General features: G+C 73.7%; 19 protein-coding genes. 11 read left to right on the top strand and 8 right to left on the bottom strand.

What is annotated here, in order from left to right:
* Window positions 1–3: 3 nt before the first annotated feature.
* The 4 genes from Nocox_RS13230 to Nocox_RS13215 are packed head-to-tail and all read right to left on the bottom strand — an operon-like array spanning window position 4 to window position 5252.
* Entirely contained in the window at window positions 4–195 is a 192-nt protein-coding gene (locus Nocox_RS13230) for a DUF1918 domain-containing protein (protein ID WP_020544618.1), read from the bottom strand.
* A 25-nt stretch (window positions 196–220) separates the two neighbouring features.
* Window positions 221–2752, bottom strand: coding sequence for a cation-translocating P-type ATPase (locus tag Nocox_RS13225; RefSeq protein ID WP_020544619.1), 2532 nt, complete (start codon window positions 2750–2752; stop codon window positions 221–223).
* A gap of 15 nt (window positions 2753–2767) precedes the next feature.
* A complete protein-coding gene (gene gap / locus Nocox_RS13220; protein ID WP_020544620.1) occupies window positions 2768–3763 on the bottom strand; it encodes a type I glyceraldehyde-3-phosphate dehydrogenase in 996 nt (331 codons plus the stop codon).
* Between the two features lie 4 nt (window positions 3764–3767).
* Complete coding sequence (locus Nocox_RS13215) at window positions 3768–5252, bottom strand: WS/DGAT/MGAT family O-acyltransferase (RefSeq protein WP_020544621.1); 1485 nt, start codon at window positions 5250–5252, stop codon at window positions 3768–3770.
* Between the two features lie 158 nt (window positions 5253–5410).
* Between Nocox_RS13215 and Nocox_RS13210 the strand changes: the two genes are divergently transcribed.
* The 4 genes from Nocox_RS13210 (at window position 5411) to Nocox_RS13195 (ending at window position 8554) form a co-directional block, all read left to right on the top strand.
* Entirely contained in the window at window positions 5411–5680 is a 270-nt protein-coding gene (locus Nocox_RS13210; RefSeq protein ID WP_020544622.1) for a metal-sensitive transcriptional regulator, read from the top strand.
* A 72-nt stretch (window positions 5681–5752) separates the two neighbouring features.
* A complete protein-coding gene (locus Nocox_RS13205) occupies window positions 5753–7078 on the top strand; it encodes an MBL fold metallo-hydrolase (protein WP_020544623.1) in 1326 nt (441 codons plus the stop codon).
* A 15-nt stretch (window positions 7079–7093) separates the two neighbouring features.
* The gene (locus tag Nocox_RS13200; RefSeq protein ID WP_020544624.1) at window positions 7094–7660 is read left to right on the top strand and encodes a rhodanese-like domain-containing protein; all 567 of its coding nucleotides are present in this window, start codon (window positions 7094–7096) and stop codon (window positions 7658–7660) included.
* Between the two features lie 42 nt (window positions 7661–7702).
* Entirely contained in the window at window positions 7703–8554 is an 852-nt protein-coding gene (locus tag Nocox_RS13195; RefSeq protein ID WP_020544625.1) for a sulfite exporter TauE/SafE family protein, read from the top strand.
* Here the strand turns inward: Nocox_RS13195 and Nocox_RS13190 are convergent.
* The 3 genes from Nocox_RS13190 to Nocox_RS13180 all read right to left on the bottom strand — a co-directional run bounded on the left by Nocox_RS13190 (window position 8551) and on the right by Nocox_RS13180 (window position 11044).
* On the bottom strand, window positions 8551–9378 hold the full coding sequence (locus Nocox_RS13190; RefSeq protein ID WP_020544626.1) for a universal stress protein: 828 nt from the start codon (window positions 9376–9378) through the stop codon (window positions 8551–8553). The genes Nocox_RS13195 and Nocox_RS13190 overlap by 4 nt on opposite strands.
* A gap of 32 nt (window positions 9379–9410) precedes the next feature.
* Window positions 9411–10328 carry a universal stress protein gene (locus Nocox_RS13185; RefSeq protein WP_020544627.1) on the bottom strand — a complete coding sequence of 306 codons (918 nt, stop codon included), beginning with the start codon at window positions 10326–10328 and terminating at the stop codon, window positions 9411–9413.
* A 92-nt stretch (window positions 10329–10420) separates the two neighbouring features.
* A complete protein-coding gene (locus tag Nocox_RS13180) occupies window positions 10421–11044 on the bottom strand; it encodes a DUF305 domain-containing protein (protein WP_063711652.1) in 624 nt (207 codons plus the stop codon).
* Between the two features lie 155 nt (window positions 11045–11199).
* Between Nocox_RS13180 and Nocox_RS13175 the strand changes: the two genes are divergently transcribed.
* From Nocox_RS13175 to Nocox_RS13155, 5 genes are all read left to right on the top strand, one after another.
* Complete coding sequence (locus Nocox_RS13175) at window positions 11200–12132, top strand: ferritin family protein (protein WP_020544629.1); 933 nt, start codon at window positions 11200–11202, stop codon at window positions 12130–12132.
* A gap of 39 nt (window positions 12133–12171) precedes the next feature.
* Window positions 12172–12651 (top strand): hypothetical protein, encoded by a 480-nt coding sequence (locus tag Nocox_RS13170; protein ID WP_020544630.1) that lies wholly within the window; start codon window positions 12172–12174, stop codon window positions 12649–12651.
* A gap of 138 nt (window positions 12652–12789) precedes the next feature.
* Window positions 12790–13251 (top strand): SRPBCC family protein, encoded by a 462-nt coding sequence (locus tag Nocox_RS13165; protein ID WP_020544631.1) that lies wholly within the window; start codon window positions 12790–12792, stop codon window positions 13249–13251.
* Entirely contained in the window at window positions 13248–13598 is a 351-nt protein-coding gene (locus Nocox_RS13160) for an ArsR/SmtB family transcription factor (protein WP_020544632.1), read from the top strand. The genes Nocox_RS13165 and Nocox_RS13160 overlap by 4 nt, the downstream gene beginning before the upstream one ends.
* A gap of 20 nt (window positions 13599–13618) precedes the next feature.
* Window positions 13619–14062, top strand: coding sequence for an SRPBCC family protein (locus Nocox_RS13155; RefSeq protein WP_020544633.1), 444 nt, complete (start codon window positions 13619–13621; stop codon window positions 14060–14062).
* A gap of 8 nt (window positions 14063–14070) precedes the next feature.
* On the opposite strand, the gene nhaA is transcribed toward Nocox_RS13155, so the two are convergent.
* Window positions 14071–15366 carry a Na+/H+ antiporter NhaA gene (gene nhaA / locus Nocox_RS13150; RefSeq protein WP_020544634.1) on the bottom strand — a complete coding sequence of 432 codons (1296 nt, stop codon included), beginning with the start codon at window positions 15364–15366 and terminating at the stop codon, window positions 14071–14073.
* Window positions 15367–15601: 235 nt separating this feature from the next.
* On the opposite strand from nhaA, the gene Nocox_RS13145 reads away from it, so the two are divergent.
* Both Nocox_RS13145 and Nocox_RS13140 read left to right on the top strand, forming a co-directional pair.
* Window positions 15602–16507 carry a universal stress protein gene (locus Nocox_RS13145; protein WP_020544635.1) on the top strand — a complete coding sequence of 302 codons (906 nt, stop codon included), beginning with the start codon at window positions 15602–15604 and terminating at the stop codon, window positions 16505–16507.
* A 183-nt stretch (window positions 16508–16690) separates the two neighbouring features.
* Entirely contained in the window at window positions 16691–18235 is a 1545-nt protein-coding gene (locus Nocox_RS13140) for a serine/threonine-protein kinase (protein WP_219495611.1), read from the top strand.
* The last annotated feature ends 128 nt before the right edge of the window (window positions 18236–18363 follow it).

Below are 18363 nucleotides of genomic sequence, written 5' to 3'. Positions count from 1 at the left end.
CGGTCAGCGGGCGTCCGTGACGATGCGGGCGTCGGGCCCGGGGAAGACGAGGGACTCGCGCTCGGTGTCCAGCCAGCGCACCAGGTAGGGGGGCGAGCCGTCGGTGTGCTCCACCGCCACGACCACGCCCTTCCTGCGGATCTGGTCGCCGGACGTACGTTCCACGATCAGCCGGTCTCCCACGGTGGCCTTCATGGCAGGCTCCTTGTCTCCGCTGTGCTCAGGGCCGGTTCCCGTCCCGGTTCAAGCCTGCGCCGGCGGGCTCGCGGGCGGCAGAGCCGGAGGTCTCCGGGCGGGAGGACGTTCGTCCCCTGGACGCCCGCCAGGTCTTGTGCGCGGTGTCGGCCGCGACCATGACGGGGATCGCCAGCAGCGCGAGCGCCCAGCCGGCCGGGCCGGGGAACGTCCCGCCGAGCAGGCCCGCGACGGGCGGGACGCCGAGGAAGACCAGGAGCAGCACCGCCTCGAAGGCGACCGCGCCGAGCAGCAGCGGGTTGGCGCGCCCGCGCAGCCGTCCGATCCAGCGGGACTCGCTGCGGCAGGCGAAGGCGTTGACGAGCTGGCCGAGCACCACGGCGGCGAACGCGGCGCCGGAGGCGGCGCCGAGCACGCCGGCGTCCGGCGCGGCTCCCAGGTGCCAGCCGCTCAGCAGCAGGACGCCGAGGAAGGCGGCCATCTCGGCGATCGCCTGAGCCGGGCCGAGGACGCCGAACACCCGCACGAGCAGCCGCCGGTCGATGAGCCCGCCGGCGCGGGCGGGGCCCCGCATGGTGCGCGGGTTGGCCGGCTCGGCGCCCAGGGCGAGAGCGGGCAGCAGATCGGTCCCGATGTCCAGGGCGAGCACCTGCAGCACGCTCAGGGCGAGGGGCACGGTCCCGCCGGACAGTGCCCAGACGGCGAACGGGGTCAGCTCGGCCACGTTGTCGGTCAGGTGGTAGGTGAGGAAGCGCCGCACGTTGGCGTAGGTGGCGCGGCCCAGCTCGACGGCCGCCACGATGGTCGCGAAGTGGTCGTCGAGCAGGACGAGGTCGGCGGCCTCGCGGGCGACGTCGGTGCCGGAGGCGCCCATGGCGATGCCGATGTCGGCCTCGCGCAGCGCGGGCCCGTCGTTGACGCCGTCGCCGGTCATCGCGACGACGTGGCCGCGGGCGCGCAGGGCGCGGGCGATGCGCAGCTTGTCCTCGGGCGTCACGCGGGCGACGACGACGCCGTCGCGGTCCAGCAGCTCGCCCAGGGCCGCGTCGTCGTCGGGCAGTTCCGCGCCGGTGACGACCAGCCGGTCGGGGCCGAGCAGGCCGACCTCGGCGGCGATGGCGCGGGCGGTGCCCGGGTGGTCGCCGGTGACCATGGCCAGCCTGATCCCGGCGGCGCGGCACTTCTGGATCGCCTCGGCCACGTCGTCGCGAGGCGGGTCGTACAGGCCCACCAGGCCGAGCAGTTCGAGGTCGCGCTCCTCCGCCGTGTCGCCGCGGGCGACCGCGAGCACGCGCAGCCCGCGTTCGCTCATCCGGGCCAGCGCGTCCGCTGTGCCCGGTACGTCCTGGCACAGCGGCAGCACGCTGTCCGGGGCTCCCTTGAGCTGCAGCCGGCCGCCCACGACGACGGAGGAGCGGCGGCGTACGGGGTCGAAGGGGTTGCGCGCGGTGATCTCGCCGGTCAGGTCGGCGCCGAGGCGCAGCGCCTCGACGTGCAGGGCGACCTCCATGGGATCGCCGACGGGCTTGCCGTCGCTCATCCGTCCGGTGGAGCTGAGCACGGCCGGGCGCAGCACCTCGGCGGGCGGGCACCGGGGCGCCCAGACCTCGGCCACGGTCATCTCGTTGCGGGTGAGCGTGCCGGTCTTGTCGGTGCAGATGAACGTGGCCGAGCCGAGCGTCTCGACCGCCTCCAGGTGGCGTACCAGGGCCTGGCGGGCGGCCATCCGCTGGGCGGCGCGGGCCAGCGACAGCGTGACCGTCGGCAGCAGCCCTTCGGGCACCAGCGCCACGGTGACGCCCAGCGCGAACAGGAAGCTCTGGCTCGCCTCCATGCCGAGCAGGAGCGCCAGGCAGAAGAAGGCCGTGCCGACGGCCAGGGCGATCCCCGCGACGATCCTGACGACCTTGCCGAGCTGGACCGACAGCGGGCTGGGCGGCCGGGTCGCCTCCTGCGTGAGCCGGGCGATCCCGGCCAGCCGGGTACGCCCGCCGGTCGCCACCACGACGGCCTCGGCCTCGCCCTCCACCACGAACGTGCCGGCGAAGGCCGGATCACCCGTACGCGGGCGGGCGGGGACGCTCTCACCGGTCAGCGTCGACTCGTTGACCGCCAGGGCGTGCGCCTCGGTCAGCTCCAGGTCGGCCGAGATCCGGTCCCCCGCCTCCAGCAGCACCACGTCGCCGACGACCAGCTCGGCCGCGCCGACCAGCCGGCGGCGGCCGTCGCGGCGCACCACGGCGTTGGCCGGGATGAGCTCGCGCAGCTTCTGCGCGGCCTGGTCGGCGCGGTATTCCTGGGCGAAGGCGAAGCCGCCGTTGAGCAGCACGACGACCACGATCGCCACGGCGAGCTGCGGCATGCCGGCCAGCAGCGCGAGCGCCGACGCGCCCCACAGCAGCAGCGCGAAGAAGTGCGCGAGCTGGCGCACCAGCAGCACGATCGGGCGCGTACGGCGGGGCGGCGGCAGCACGTTGGGCCCGTCGGCGGCCAGCCGGGCCGCCGCCTGGGCCGTGGTGAGCCCTTGCCCGCTGTGGGACACGGTGAGGGGGATCATGTCGGCCGGCTCCGGTCAGGCCATGCGCCGGGCCATCTCGACCAGCCGGTTGGCGTAGCCCCACTCGTTGTCGTACCAGCCGAACACCTTCACCAGATCGCCGCTCGCCTGGGTGAGGGCGGAGTCGAACACGCAGGAGGCGGCGTCGCCGACGATGTCGCGGGAGACGAGCGGGTCGGTGCTGTAGCGCAGGATGCCGCGCAGCTCGTTCTCCGCGGCCGCTGCGAAGGCGTCGTTGACCTCCCGTGCCGTCGCGGGACGGCTGAGCTGGGCGGACAGGTCGGTGATCGAGCCGTCCTCGACCGGCACCCTGATCGCGATGCCGTCGAGGCGGCCGTTCAGCTCGGGGAGCACCTGGCCGACCATGCGGGCCGCGCCGGTGGTGGTCGGCACGATGTTGACGGCCGCCGAGCGGCCCCGGCGCGGGTCCTTGTGCGGGGCGTCCAGCAGCACCTGGTCACCGGTGTAGGCGTGGATGGTGGTCATGAAGCCGCGGACCAGGCCGAACCGCTCGTGCAGCACCTTGACCATCGGAGCGACGCAGTTGGTGGTGCAGGAGGCGAGCGAGACGATCTCGTGCCTGGCCGGGTCGTAGGCCGCGTCGTTGACGCCGGGCACGACGGTGGCGTCGAGGCCCTTGCCGGGAGCCGACAGCAGCACCCTGGGTGCGCCGGCCTTCAGGTGCCCGGCCAGGGCGTCCCTGGTGCGGAAGCGTCCGGTGGCGTCGATGACGAGCCCCACGTCGTGAGCGCGCCAGTCGATCCGCTCGGGGTCGGGGCAGGAGGTGACGGCGATCTTGTGACCGCCGACCTCCAGCGTGCCGGGGGACGCGGTGACGGGCAGGTCGAGCGGCCCGTACGTGGAGTCGTGCCTGAGCAGGTGGGCCAGCGTGTCCACGTCGGCGACGTCGTTGACGGCGACCACGTCGAGGACGCCGTCCAGGTCGGTGCGGAGCGCGCGGCGCAGGACGGCTCTGCCGATCCTGCCGAAACCATTGATCGCGATTCTCATGCCCTCATCGTCCGGCGGCCGGGACGGCGTGATCAGAGGCGAGTGTCCCCAGAGGCGCGGGACCTATGGCCTCTCGCCCGCGCCCGCGCCGCGGCGTCGCCCGGCGGTGGGCGGCGGCCAGCGCCCGGAGCTCCTTCTCGATGTCGCGGGCGAGCCTCCCGACCTCGGGCGCGCTGTCGTGGTCGCCGGTGACGCCGAAGGCGACCTGGTCGCAGTAGGAGAAGACGGACACGCCGGTGCGCAGCCGGGTGGCGATGGGCACGTACGGCAGGATCTCCCGCACCCGCCGGCCGAGCAGGTAGAGCGGCACGCGGGGGCCGGGGACGTTCGTGGTGACGGTGACGATCTGGCGTTGCGGGAGGCGCGCGGCCAGCCGCGTCGCCCACGAGATGGGCGGGAACGGCTCGTGCCTGGCCAGGGTGGTGAGCGCCTCGCCCGCCTGCGCCTCCCCACCGGCCTTCAGCTCGGCCAGGTGCTCGTGCGCGGCGCGCAGCCGTTCGGCCGGGTCGGCCAGGTGGACGGGCAGGAAGGCCAGCAGCAGCGAGATGCGGTTCTCGCAGACGCCCTCCTCGCCGGGGGCGCGTACGGAGACGGGGACGAGGGTGCGGACCGCCCGCGGATGCGGCTGCTCGCCGCGCCGGCGCAGCAGGGAGCGGTAGCCGCCGCTGATCGCGGCCAGCACCACGTCGTTGACCGTCACGCCGGTCCGGTGCGCGATCTCTTTGACCTCGGCCAGCGGGGCGCGGGCGACGGCGTACCGCCGCCGCTCCCCGATCGGGCCGGTCAGCGTGGTGGCCGTCGCCGGCCGCAGCGCGCCGGCGAGGACCGTGAGCCCGCGTACGGCCTCCGCGGCGCGGCGGGCCGTCTCGCGCGGGGAGGCGACCGCGCGGCGGATCAGGCGCGCCTGCTCGACGGGGTTGAGCAGCAGGTCGCGCAGCGCGGCGGCGGTGAGGCTCAGCGCGGACGGCTCACCGTCCGGGGTCCAGGTGTCCTGCGGCAGGCCCGGGGTGCCCTCGGGCGACAGGTCGAAGATCGCGTAGTAGAGCTGGGTGCCGGACACGCCGTCCACCATGCAGTGGTGCACCTTGGACACCACGGCCCAGCGTCCGCCGGACAGTCCTTCGATCACCCAGTACTCCCACAGCGGCCGGGCGCGGTCGAGCCGCTGGGACATGATGTCCGCGATCAGCTCGTGGAAGGGGCCGTCGCCGCCCGGCGGCGCCAGGGCGACCCGCCGGACGTGGTAGGTCAGGTCGAAGGCGGCGTCGTCCACCCAGACGGGCGCGCCGAGGTCGAGCGGCACCTGCCTGGCCTTCTGCCGGTAGCGTTCCACCAGGGGGAGCCTGGCCCGGATGGCGGCGAGGAACTCCTCGTGGGAGGGCGCCGGGCCGTCGAGCACGGCGACCGACGAGATCGCCATGGACACCTCGGGTTCCTCGTCCTCAAGGGTCAGGAAGGCCGCGTCCAGCGGGCTCATGTGGTCGGTCATGGTCATCTCCACCTTCGCGCGTGCCGGGGGTTCGCCCTGAGCGTCCGCCGCCGCGGGCCGGCGGGACAGGGCGGAAGGTCCCGGTCGCGTCCGCCGTTGTGCCCATGGAGGAGGCGCGGATTTGCCTCCTCGGGTACCCCTGGGGGTATAGTGGGCGCATGGAGCTGAACCAGAGCATGGTGGGCGACGCGCTGACCCGACTCAAGCGGGCGCACGGCCAGCTGGCCGGGGTCATCGCGATGATCGAGGCGGGCGAGGACTGCACGAAGGTCCTCACCCAGCTCGCGGCCGTCTCCAAGGCACTCGACCGGGCCGGCTTCAAGATCGTCGCCACCGGCCTGAGGCACTGCCAGGACAGCGAGAGACGCGGTGACGAGCCACCCATGAGCGTCACGGAGCTGGAGAAGCTCTTCCTGGCGCTCGCCTGACACCCCGCGGTCACGGGACCTGCCGTGACCGCGTCTTTTTGACCTTTACATACCCTGGGGGGTATAGCGACCATGGAAGTCCTGTCGTTCCGCACGCCCGGCCTGGGCGACCAGACTTACCTGCTGACCCACGACGGCCGCGGGGTGCTCGTCGATCCGCAGCGCGACATCGGCCGTTTCCTCGACGCCGCCGCCGAGCGGGACGTCGAGCTGCGGTTCGTGCTGGAGACCCACCTGCACAACGACTACGTCTCCGGCGGCGAGCAGGCCGCCCTGCGCACCGGCGCCGAGCTGGTGATGCCCGCCGCCGCGGCCCCCGCCTACCGGCACACGCCCGCCTTCCACCTGGAGGACATCGACGGCGGCGGCGGCCTGGCCCTGCGGCCCGTCCACACGCCCGGCCACACCCCCGAGCACACCAGCTACCTGGTGCTCATCGACGGCGAGCCGGTCGCGCTGTTCTCCGGCGGCAGCCTGCTGGTCGCCTCTGCGGGACGGCCCGACCTGCTCGGACCGGAACGCGCCCGCTCCCTGGCCCGCCTCCAGCACATCTCGCTGCGCCGGCTGGCCGCGCTGCCGCCCGGCACCGCCCTCTACCCCACCCACGGCGAGGGCTCGTTCTGCACGGCGACCGGCGCGGGCCGCCTGACCTCCACCATCGGCGCGGAACTGGCGGACAACCCGCTGCTGGCCGTGGACGACCCGGAGAAGTTCGCCGACACGCTGCTGGCCGCCCCGGCTCCCATCCCGGCCTTCTACCGGCACATGGGCCCGGCCAACACGCTCGGCGTCCCGCCCATGCCACCCGTCCAGGTGCCCGAGCTCGACGAGCCCGCCGCCGGCCACGTCGTGGACGTCCGGCCGCGCGAGGCCCAGGCCGGAGGCATGCTGCCCGGCTCGTACGGCATCGAGCTGGACAACGACTTCGGCAGCTGGACCGGCTGGCTGCTCCCCCACGGCGAGCCGATCACGCTGGTCGCCGGGCCCGGACAGGACGTCACCGAGGCCGTCACCCAGCTCGCCCAGATCGGCGTCGACACCGTCCAGGGCGTCGTACGGGACCTCGGCGACGCCGCCACCCAGACCTACCGGCTCGTGGACCTCGGCACCTTCGTCCGGCTCCTCCGCGAACCGGACGCCCAGCTCCTGGACGTGCGGATGCCCAGCGAGCGGGAGCAGGTCCGCCTGCCGGGCGCGGCCGAGCGTTTCCTGCCCGACCTGTTCACCCAGGGCGTCCCGGACGCGCTCGACCAGGAGCGGCCGGTGCTCGTCGCCTGCGCCTCCGGCCGCCGCGCCGCCATCGCCGCCGCGCGGCTCGCCGGCGCGGGCTACCGCCCGATCGCGCTCACCGGCGCGGGCGTCCCCGACGTCGTTTCCGCCCTCGACCGGCTCAACTAGAAGGAGATCACCCACATGTCCCACATCGACGCCGCCTCCGCCCGCGCCCTGATCGCGGCCAACCCTGACGTCCTCGTCGTGGACGTCCGCACCCCGGCCGAGTACGGCACGGCGCACATCGACGGCGCCGTCAACCTGCCGCTCGACCAGGTCGACGCGCACCTGCGGCGGATCGTCGCCGACGCGGGCGGCCGGCTGCTGCTCATCTGCCAGTCCGGCAACCGGGCCGAACGCGCCCGCGCGGCGCTGAGCGACGCCGGGCTGTCCGACGTCGTCGTCCTCGACGGCGGCATGAACGCCTGGATCGCCTCGGGCGCGCCCGTCAGCCGGGGCCGGGCCCGCTGGCCGCTGGAGCGCCAGGTCCGGCTCGCCGCCGGGAGCATCGTGCTCACCTCGGTCGTGGCGAGCCTCTGGGTCCCCGGCGCGGCGGCGGTCGCCGGGTTCGTCGGGGCGGGCCTCACGTTCGCGGCGCTCACCGACACCTGCGCCATGGGGATGCTGCTGTCCAAGCTGCCCTACAACCGGGCCGGCGGCGTGGACGTCGAGGCCGCGCTGACCCGCCTCTCCCGGGCGAGCGGCTGAGCGGGGCCTTCCCATGACCTGTCGATACCCCCGGGGGTACAGATGATCGTCCTGACCCTGGCCGCCGCCACGCTGATCGGCGTCACGCTCGGCCTCTTCGGCGGCGGCGGGTCGATCCTCGCCGTGCCGGTGCTGGTCTACCTCGCCGGCGTGCCCGCCAAGCAGGCGATCGCCATGTCCCTGCTCGTCGTGGCCGTCACCAGCGCGGTCAGCGCGATCGGGCACGCCCGCGCCGGGCGGATCCGGTGGCGCACTGGGCTGATCTTCGGCGCGGCCGGCATGGCGGGCGCCTACGCGGGCGGGCTCATCGGCCCGTACCTGCCCGAGGCGCTGCTCATGGCCGCCTTCGCGGCCATGATGCTCGCCACCGCCATCGCCATGATCCGCGGCCGCCGCACCCCGCCCGCCGCGCCGGCCCGCCACGAGCTGCCGGTCCTCCACGTGGTCGCCGAGGGCGTCGCCGTCGGCGTGGTCACCGGACTCGTCGGCGCGGGCGGCGGCTTCCTCGTGGTGCCCGCGCTGGTCCTGCTCGGCGGCCTGCCCATGGGCGTCGCGGTGGGCACCTCGCTGCTCGTCATCGCCATGAAGTCCCTGGCCGGCCTGGCCGGGTACCTGCACAGCGTGCCCATCGACTGGTCGCTGGCGCTCCCGGTGACCGCCGCCGCCGTCGTCGGCGGGCTCGCCGGCGGCGCACTCGCGGGCCGGCTCGACGCCGACAGGGCGCGCGTGGCGTTCGGCTGGTTCGTGCTGGTCATGGGCGCCTTCGTCCTCGTCCAGCAGGTGCCGTCCGCGCTGCCGCCCGCCGCCTGGTGGGCGGCGGCGGCAGCGCTGGCGGCCTCGGTGGCCGTAGTCCTCGTCCTGCGGCGGCGGTCCCTCGGCAGGGAACGGCCCTAGCGGGGCCTCACCACCGCGACCGGGCAGGTCACGTGGTGCAGCACGCCCCGGCTGACGGAGCCGAGCACCGCGGAGGCCAGGCTCCCCAGCCCGCGCGAGCCCACCACCACCAGGTCGGCCGCGGCTCCCGCCCTGGCCAGGACTCCCACCGGATGCCCGGTCAGCGCCTCGTCGGTGATCTCCACGTCGGGGTTCTTCTCCCGCCACAGAGCCACGCTCTCCGCCACCGCGCCGGTCTCCTCCTGGTAGACGTTCACCAGGAAACTGTTGTACGCCGCCATGTACGGGGAGAAGACCGGCGTCTGCCAGGCGTGGACGACGTGCAGCGGGATGCCGCGCGCCCGCGCCTGCTCGACCGCGTACTGCAGGGCGGCCTCCGAGTGGGGCGAGCCGTCGTAGCCGGCGACCACCCGGCCGTACGTCGTCGTGGCGGCGCCGCGGACAACCACCACCGGCCCGGCGGCGTGCCCGGCCACGGCCATGCCGACCGAGCCGACCAGCAGCCCGGTGAACCCGCCGAGCCCCCGGCTGCCCAGGACCACGCTGTCGGCGGACCCGGACTCGGCGATCAGGACCTCGGCCGGGTTCCCCGGCAGCAGCTCGGTGCGGACCTCGACGCCGCCGGCCAGGTCACGGGCCAGGTGACCCGCGGTGGCGAGCGCTTCCACACAGCGCTCCGGGGCGGCCTCGTCCCGCGGGCACAGCCCGCACACGTGCACCAGCCGCAGCCCCAGGCCACGGCGGACGGCATCGGCCGCGGCCCATTCCACGGCCGCCGTCGCCGGGGCGGAGCCGTCCACGCCCACGAGGATGTGTCCGTTCATCGCGCACCTCCGCTGCGTCGGATCTGTCACGCTCAGCGTCGCGCGGGACGCCCGATCACGCCGGAGGACGAGGTCCCCTGGACGAGTGTCTTTGGTCCTCCCGCGTCGCCCTCGGCGGTGATCCCGCCGTGCACCACCGCGACCGGGCACGGGGCGTGGTGCACCATGGCCTGGCTGATCGAGCCGAGCAGCAGGCCGCGCACCTCGCCGAGCCCGCGCGCGCCCACGACCAGAAGACGCGCCTCGCGGGCCCGGTCGAGCAGGGCGGGACGCGCCTGCGCGCCGGTCACCTCGACGTCGCCCCGGAGCTCCGGGTACAGGCGCTGCCAGAAGCCGAGCTCCTCCCAGGCGAACCCCGCCGTCTCCGGGCCGGGCTCGCCCGCGTCATGGCCCCGGCCGCCGGCGATCAGCGCCGTGAGCGGCGCGTCCAGCCTCTGGGCCTCCTGCGCGGCGAAGCCGAGGGCGGCGGCGGACGCTCGCGAACCGTCGAACCCCACCAGCACCTCACCGGCTCCGTCCGCCTCCCGCTGATCACGCATGACGATCACCGGGCAGGCGGCCCGGATCGCGACGGCGGTGCTCGTGGAGCCCGCGACCAGCCCTCCGAGAACGCCGTGGCCACGGGTTCCGACCACGATGAGCGCCGCCTCCGCCGACAGCTCCGCCAGGACCGTGGCCGGCGATCCGCGATCGGTCAGGGTGTTCACGGGCACGCCCGCGTAGTGGCGTCCGACCCAGGCGGCGGCGGACCGTGCCAGCCGCTGCGCGGGCCGGCGTACCAGGTCGAGCGGCACCAGTTCGCCCGGCCACTCGTGGTAGGGCCAGTCCCAGGCATGGCACACCGTCAGCGGCAGCCCTCTGGCGGCCGCTTCCGCCGCGCCCCAGCGCAGGGCCCTTCCCGAAGACCACGACTGGTCGTATCCCACGACGACGCCGAGTTCGTTGTCCATCGCTGCCTCCCAGGGGTTCCGCCTTCACCTTCGCCCGGGCGGACGCGACGGGTCAGGGCCGTCCCTCCCCGCTTCCTGGGGCTTTGGTCCCGCTACGACCCCGGCATCATGCCCGGCCATCGCGGGGCGCAGGGCAGGTCCCGGTCCCCGAACCACTGGCCCATGTACCGCCACATCAGGCGGACCTCCGCCCGCTGCTCGTCGCGCACCTGGCGGGCGAAGTCGGCGACCTCGGCGTGCCGCGCCTCGCCGTGCATGAGGAGCTGCTGCGACATCATGATCGCCATCATGTGGTGCGGGATCATGTACTGCAGGAACGTCTCGTCGAGCCGATCTCCCGACAGCCCCGACAGGTCGGGCATCGTGCTCCCGCGCGGGCTCGGCGCCGGGCTCCGCGGATACCACCGCTCCAGCCAGCCCTTCATCGTGCCCACCTCGGCGGTCTGCGTCCTGACGATGGACTGCCCGAGTCGCCGCAGCTCGGGCCGCTGGGAACGGTCCAGCTGCCGCGCCGCCGCGATGGCGTCCTCGTGGTGCGGCACCATCTGCGCCAGGTAGTCGTACTCGCCGGCGACGGGACGGAACTGCCTGGCTCCCGGGCAGACCGGTGACGGACCTGTGGGCGAAGGACTCGGGTACGGGGTCCCTGAACCGGCGGCGATGACGGCCAGGAGTGCTCCGGCGGCCATCGCGGCCTTCGTACAGCGTCGCTTCATACGTCCCCCTGACGTCGATTCGACACCTACCTCCCACAGTACGAGATGTCACATCCTTCAACTGGCTTTGCCCTTTCCCCGGTTATCGGCTACCCGGTCCAGGCAAGCCCTCTCCTGATGGCCGCAGGTATCCGCACCCGGCCCAGGAGGTCGAGATGATCGCCTTGTCCGCACGCGCGCTCCTCACCGGCGCTTTCACCCTGGCACTGAGCACGCCCATGGCCGGCGCGCTCGCCGCCTCCGCCGCACCGGTGGACCCGCCCAGCCCGCAGACCCAAAAGGACCTCGAACAGTCGATGCGCGGCGAGGCGTTCGCCAACGCCGCCTACCGGCTGTACGCGGCGCAGGCCGAGCGGGAGAACCTGCCGTCCGTGGCCCGCCTGTTCGAGCGGACCGCCGACGTCGAGCTGGGCGAGCACTTCAGGGAAGAGGCGGCGCTGAGCGGCCTCGTCCGCGGCGACGCCGAGAACCTGCGCGCCGCGGCGGCCGGGGAGACCTACGAGTCCCGCAGGATGTACCCCGGCTTCGCCCGGGAGTCCGAGACCGGCGGCGACAGCCGGGCGGCCGAACGCTTCTCCGAGATCGCCCGCGACGAACGCGGTCACGCGAAGGCGTTCGGCGCCGCGCTGCGCGCCGTCGAGTCCGGCCGGGGCGCGGTGCCGGAGCCTCCCGATGCCGAGGCCGGGCAGGTCCCCCAGGGGCCGCCCGAGGTCCGCGCGCAGCGCACCAAGGCCGACCTGGACGCCGCCATGCACGGCGAGGCGCTCGCGTACGCCAGGTACCAGCAGTACGCCGAGCACGCCGAGGACCCGGCCGTGGCGAAGCTGTTCCGCGGCAGCGCCGACGTGGAGCTGCACGAGCACTTCGCCGGCGAGGCCAAGTTGGCCGGCCTGGTCGGCGGCACGCGCGCCAACCTCGCCAAGGCCGTCGCCGGCGAACGGTACGAGTCCCAGACCATGTATCCCACCTACGCCGGGCGCGCCGAGGCGGCCGGCGACAGCCAGGCGGCCGAGCGCTTCTCGAACAACGCCGAGGACGAGGCCGGGCACGCCCGCGCCTTCCAGCAGGCGCTGGACGAGCTGTCCTGATCACGCGACGGCCGGCGTCCCACCAGGGAGGAAACGGACATGTTCTTCGGTCTGCCCTTGCACCCGCTGGTGGTGCACGCCGCTGTCGTGTGCCTGCCGCTCGCGGCGCTCGGCACCGTCCTGATGGCGTTCTGGCCCGCGGCGGCCCGCCGGCTGTGGCCGGCGGTGCTGTTCGTCGCCACCATCGCGCTGATCGCCGTGCCGCTGTCGATCAGCAGCGGCGAGACGCTGGCGGACACCGTCGGGGAGAACGCCCTCATCGAACTCCACGAGGAGCAGGGCGAGCAGGTGCTGCCGTTCGTCATCGCGCTCTGGCTGGCCACACTGGGCTTCTCCCTGGCGCCCCGCTTCATGGGGTACGGCGCTCGCTCGGCGCCCCACGGAGGCGCCGCCGCGCGTCCGCGGTGGCACACCGGCGTGATGGTCGTCCTGGTGCTCCTGGCCCTGGCCGGCGGGATCGGGGGCACCGTCGCCATCGTCCGGGCGGGCCACAGCGGAGCCGAGTCCGTCTGGACCTAGTGCCGCTGGACCTAGTGCCGCGGCAGGCGGCGTTCGCCTCGTTTCCGTCGTGCTTGTCCTACGAGGTGCAACTCATGGTTGCGCGATGCCGACCTTCTGGGTAACCTGATGTGCAACCAAAGGTTGCAGGAGGGTGGCATGGAGTTCGGGACCATCGAGCGCGAGATCTACATCGAGGCGTCGCCCGAGATCGTCTTCGAGGTGGTGAGCAGTCCCGGCCACCTCAAGGAGTGGTGGCCGGACGACGCCCGGTACGAGCCGGTGCCCGGGTCGGCGGGGGAGATCGTCTTCGGTGACCAGGACGCCGGCGGGGTGGTGGTGCCGTTCACCGTTGTCGACGCGCGGCCGCCGCGGACGTTCTCGTTCCGCTGGACACACCCGGCCGGCGAGGCCGCGGCGGAGGGCAATTCGCTGCTGGTCACCTTCGACCTGACCCCGTCGGGGCGCGGGACGCTGCTCAAGATGACCGAGACCGGCTTCCGCGAGATGGGCTGGGAGGCCGCCGTCCTCGAGCAGCAGTACAAGGAGCACGACACCGGCTGGGACTTCTATCTGCCGCGGCTGGCACCGTACGCGGCGACGCTGGAGGCGCGGCCATGAGCACCGCGACGGCGGAGCACGTCGACGACGACCTCTGGTCCGCGATCGGGGACCCGACCCGGCGCCGGATGCTCGACCTGCTGCTCGTCGACGGCGGCGGCACCGCCACCACGCTGGCCCAGCGGCTGCCGGTCACCCGTCAGGCGGTGGCCAAGCACCTGGGCGTCCTCGAACGGGTCAGCCTGGTCCGGGCGACGCCGGCGGGCCGGGAGAAGCGGTACCGGGTGGACGACGCCCAGCTCGCCCGCGCCGTGGCCCAGCTGACGTCGGTCGGGTCGGCGTGGGAAGCCCGGCTGCGGCGCATCAAGCGGATCGCCGAGGCGATCCAGCGCACCCAACAGGACTGACGAGATCAAGGAGATTCGACATGGTGGACATTCTGCACAGGGTCGGGGTCAGGACCACGACACCGGAGAAGGTGTACGACGCGTTGACGACCGTCGAGGGCCTCGCCCGCTGGTGGACCGACGACACGAAGGGGAACGGCGACGTCGGTGGCGTACTCGAGTTCCGGTTCCCGGCCGGCGGCTTCGACATGGAGGTCGTCGAGCTACGGCCGTCCGAGCGGGTGGCGTGGCGGGTGGTCGACGGCCCCGAGGAATGGATCGGGACGACGATCGACTGGGACCTCCGCCAGGACGGCGATTACACGATCGTGCTGTTCAAGCACCAGGGCTGGAAGGAGCCGGTGGAGTTCATGCACCATTGCAGCACCAAGTGGGGCTCGTTCCTGATGAGTCTGAAGTCCCTGGTGGAGACCGGCGAGGGCGCGCCGTCGCCGCGGGACGTGCGGATCAGCGACTGGCACTGAGCCGGTGTTCACGAGGACTGGTAGACGTCGGGGACGCCGTCGGCGTCGGAGTCGGCGCTCTCCTCCTCGTGGACGCGCCGGTGGACGCGGGCCCGCAGCCGCAGGATCACCGTCGCGAGGAGCGCCGCGGCGACCGACCCGGCCAGCACGGCCACCTTGACCTGGGCCGCGCTGTCCGCGCCGAACGCCAGGTCCCCGATCAGCAGCGACACGGTGAATCCGATGCCGGCCAGGACGGCCAGCCCCAGCAGGTCGATCCAGGCCAGGCCCTCGGCCAGGGTGGCGCGGGTGAAGCGGGCCACCAGCCAGGTCGCGGCCAGGATGCCGAGGGGTTTGCCCACGAGCAGCCCGGCCACGACGCCGGCCGCGACCGGCTCGGTCAGCGTCCCTGTCAGGCCGCTCAGCCCGCCGAGCGCGACCCCGGCGGAGAAGAACGCGAAGACGGGGACGGCGACCCCCGCCGAGAGCGGCCGGAACCGGTGCTCGAAGTGCTCGGCCAAGCCGGCCCTGGCCGGCCCGTTCCTCTTCCCGCGGGCCAGGACAGGGACGGTCAGGGCCAGCAGCACCCCGGCCACGGTGGCGTGCACGCCCGAGGCGTGCACCAGCCCCCAGGTGGCGAGCGCCGACGGCAGCAGCAGCCACCACGACCGCACCCCCCGCTGGACCAGCACGCCGAAGACCGCGAGAGGGACGAGGGCGGCCAGCAGCGGCAGGACCGCGAGGTGCGCGGTGTAGAAGACGGCGATGACCACGATGGCGATGAGGTCGTCCACGACGGCCAGGGTCAGCAGGAAGGTACGCAGCGCGTCCGGCAGGGAGCGGCCGATCACCGCCAGCACCGCCAGCGCGAACGCGATGTCGGTGGCCGTGGGGATCGCCCATCCCTGCCCCGCCCCCGCCGGACCGGCGATCGCCAGGTACACCAGGGCGGGCACCACGACCCCGCCGAAGGCCGCCGCCACGGGCACCGCGGCCCGCCACGGGTCGCGCAGGTCGCCGGCGACGAACTCGCGTTTGAGCTCCAGCCCCGCCACGAAGAAGAAGATCGCCAGCAGGCCGTCCGCGGCCCAGGTGGCCAGGTCGAGGTTCAGGTGCAGCGCGGCGGGCCCGACCTCGATCGCGCGCAGATCCTGGTAGGTCTGCGCCCACGGCGAGTTGGCCCAGACGAGCGCGGCGAGCGCGGCGGCCAGCAACAGCGCGCCGCCGATCGTCTCCTTGCGCAGGATGTCGGCGATGCGGCGCGCCTCGGGCCAGCTGCTCCGGTTGAACAGGCGTGGCGCAGGGCGGGTGGAAGTGCCGGGCATGAGTCTCCGCTCGGGTGAGGGTACGGGTCGGTCATCCTGCCGACCAGGCTTCCCGGCACACCTGTCAACAACGTATCAAAACGCACAAAGAGCCCGATCCGGCGGGTCCCGTGCCACCCGGGCACAGACCCGCGAGGACCGGGCAGAGCCTTTGCCTCCCTGTGGGGCTCGTCCCGCCGGCCAGGGGAAGGCTGATCCCCGCGGGAGCAGAAGGTTCCTCTCCGGGGAGGCGGCAGTGAACGACGGGGATGCCCTCCGGCCCATCCTGGTGGGCTACGACGACTCGCCCGAGAGCCGGCACGCGCTGAGCTGGACGGTCGAGGAGGCGCGGCTGCGCAAGCTGCCCGTCCTCGTCTGCCACGCCCTGCACTGGCCGTACGCGCTCAAGCCCCTCTCCACCGAGATGATGGCGCAGATCGAGCAGGTGGCCCAGGGGGTCGCGGACGAGGGCGTCCGCCGCGTCAGGGAACTCGCCCCCGAACTGGACGTCCAGCGGCTCCTCGGACGGGGCACCCCCGCGGCGGTCCTCCTGGAGGCCGGGCGTGAGGCGGAGCTGACGGTGCTGGGCTCCCGCGGGCAGGGAGGGTTCGACGGCCTGCAGGTGGGGTCGGCGGCCGTCCAGGTGCCCGCCCACTGCGTCACCCCGGTCGTCGTCGTACGTCCGCAGCACCGGCCGCGAGGCGACGGCCCCGTCCGGATCGTGGTCGGCCTGGACGGCTCGCCCGCCGGCCTCGCGGCCCTGGACCTCGCCCTGGACGAGGCCGCGCTGCGCCTCGGCGCCGTGACGGTGCTGTGCTGCTGGGCGGACTGCGGATCGACGGCCTGGCCGGAGCCGCTCCCCTTCGTGGACTCCTACGCGCTGCGCAGAGGGGCCGAGGACCGCTTCCGCGAGGTCACGGCGCGCCTGGCCGCCCGCCGCCCGGAGGTGCCGGTCACCGCCGAGTTCGTGACCGAACGTCCCCAGCGCGCGCTGCTCGACGCGGCCGCGGACGCCGCGCTCCTCGTGCTCGGCAACCGGGGGAACGAGTCCCGTCCCAGCCTGCTTCTGGGGCCGGTCACGCAGAGCGCGCTGTTCGAAGCGGGGTGCCCGGTCGCGGTGACCCCCGCGGCCGTGCTGAGGCCGCGGATCACGCCGGACTGACCGCCGTGGAGCCGGCGGATCGAACGGATCCGTGCGGCGCGGCGACGGGCCGAGCGCCGTGCTGTAACGAAACGCGAAGACCGGCCCATGTAAGGGGTGAACGGCACGTCCCCGGCGGCGACGGCGTCAGGGGGATCAGGTACGACGTGGGTCGGGTGGCCTGTGGCCGAAGAGCGGACCGCTGTGCTGGGCGAACGGTACCGGCTCCTGTCGGAGATCGGCAGAGGCGGCATGGGGATCGTCTGGCGGGCCTACGACACCATGCTGGAGCGGGAGATCGCGATCAAGCGGGTGACCATCGCCGCCGACCTCCAGGGCGACGCCGAGAGGCTGCGGAAACAGGCGCTGAAGGAGGCGCGCACCGCGGCCCGCGTGAACCATCCCGGCATCGTCACCGTCTACGACATCCTCGTGGACGAGGAACAGGCGTGGATCATCATGGAGCTGCTGCACGCCTCGTCGATGTCGGAGCTCATCAGGGAGAACGGGCCGCTGCCGGTGGGCCGGGCGATCGCCGCCGGCCGTGAGATCCTGGCGGCGTTGGGCGCGGCGCACGCCGTCGGCGTGCTGCATCGCGACATCAAGCCCAGCAACATCCTGCTGACCACGTCGGGGGCTGTCCTCACCGATTTCGGCATCGCCACCATCGTGGACGAGACGACCCACATCGGTGCGGGAAGCGTGGCGGGAACACCGGGGTACATCGCCCCCGAGCGGCTGCGAGGCCAGGCGGCCACTCCCGCGTCCGACCTCTGGGCGGTCGGCGCGACCCTGTACGCCGCGATCACCGGGCGCGCTCCCTTCGGCGAGCTGGACGAACAGGCGCGGGTCTGGAGTCTGCTGAACTCCGAGCCGTCGCCGCCGGAGAACGCCGGGGCGCTCAGGGACGTCCTGGCGGGACTCCTCGCCCGTGATCCGGGCGAACGCCTGTCCCTGGAGGCCGCCGCCCAAGCACTGGAGGCCATCGGATCGGCCCCGTCACGATCGGCCCCGTCACGATCGGCCCCGTCACGATCGGCCCCGTCACGATCGGCCCCGTCACGATCGGCCCCGTCACGCGACGCCGGCCAGGCGCCGACGCTCGCGGAGTTGCCGCCCGTCGCGCCGGAGAGCGTCCGGCGGCCTCGGCGCCGCCCGGCTCGCGCGTCCGTCGTCGCCGCCGTCATCGCCGTCAGCGTCGTGGCCAGTGCGCTGATCCTGGGGGCGAGGCTCTTCTGGAACAGCCTCACCGTCCCCGCCCGGGAGACCGCGTTCGAGACGCCGAAAGGCTTCACCGCCTACAAGTCACCGACGGGGTGGTCGCTGGCGGTTCCGGTGACCTGGCAGCGGTCAGTGAGCGAGGACGGCAAGGCCGTCACCTGGCTCGATCCCGACACGCGGTCGCGGTTCCTCCGGATCGACGAGTCGATCCAGGAGGACAGGGCCGGGCGGGCGACCGCGCTGGAGATCTGGGAATGGTACGTCCCGCTGCGCGTCCGGAAGGAGCGCGCCTTCCCCGGATACTCCGAGCTCCAGCTTGAGGAGGTCGACTACCGCGGCACGAAGGCGGCCGACTGGGAGTTCCTCAGGCGCGCCCCGTCGACCGGCACGACCCTTCACGTGCTCAACCGCGCCTACCTGCCGGACGAGTCGCACGGTTATGCCATCTACTTCTCCGCCCCCGAGAAGCGTTGGCACGAGGACGTCTACCTGCGCACGTTCCTGGCGACGTTCAGGCCCGCCGACTGATCCGGGCCGGCGGCGCGGGTGCGGCGCCCGGGCGGGGTTCGTGGCGGGGACATGGCACGTGCCCCATGTGCCCGGGACACCGGGCGGGCGAGGCTTCGGGTGTTCGGAGAGCCGGAAGCACCGGCTCG

Origin of the sequence: Nonomuraea coxensis DSM 45129, from assembly GCF_019397265.1 — a bacterium.
In the GTDB taxonomy this organism is placed as follows: domain Bacteria; phylum Actinomycetota; class Actinomycetes; order Streptosporangiales; family Streptosporangiaceae; genus Nonomuraea; species Nonomuraea coxensis.
The sequence above is the reverse complement of the archived record's forward strand: the minus strand, read 5'-3'. Positions and strand labels throughout refer to the sequence as shown.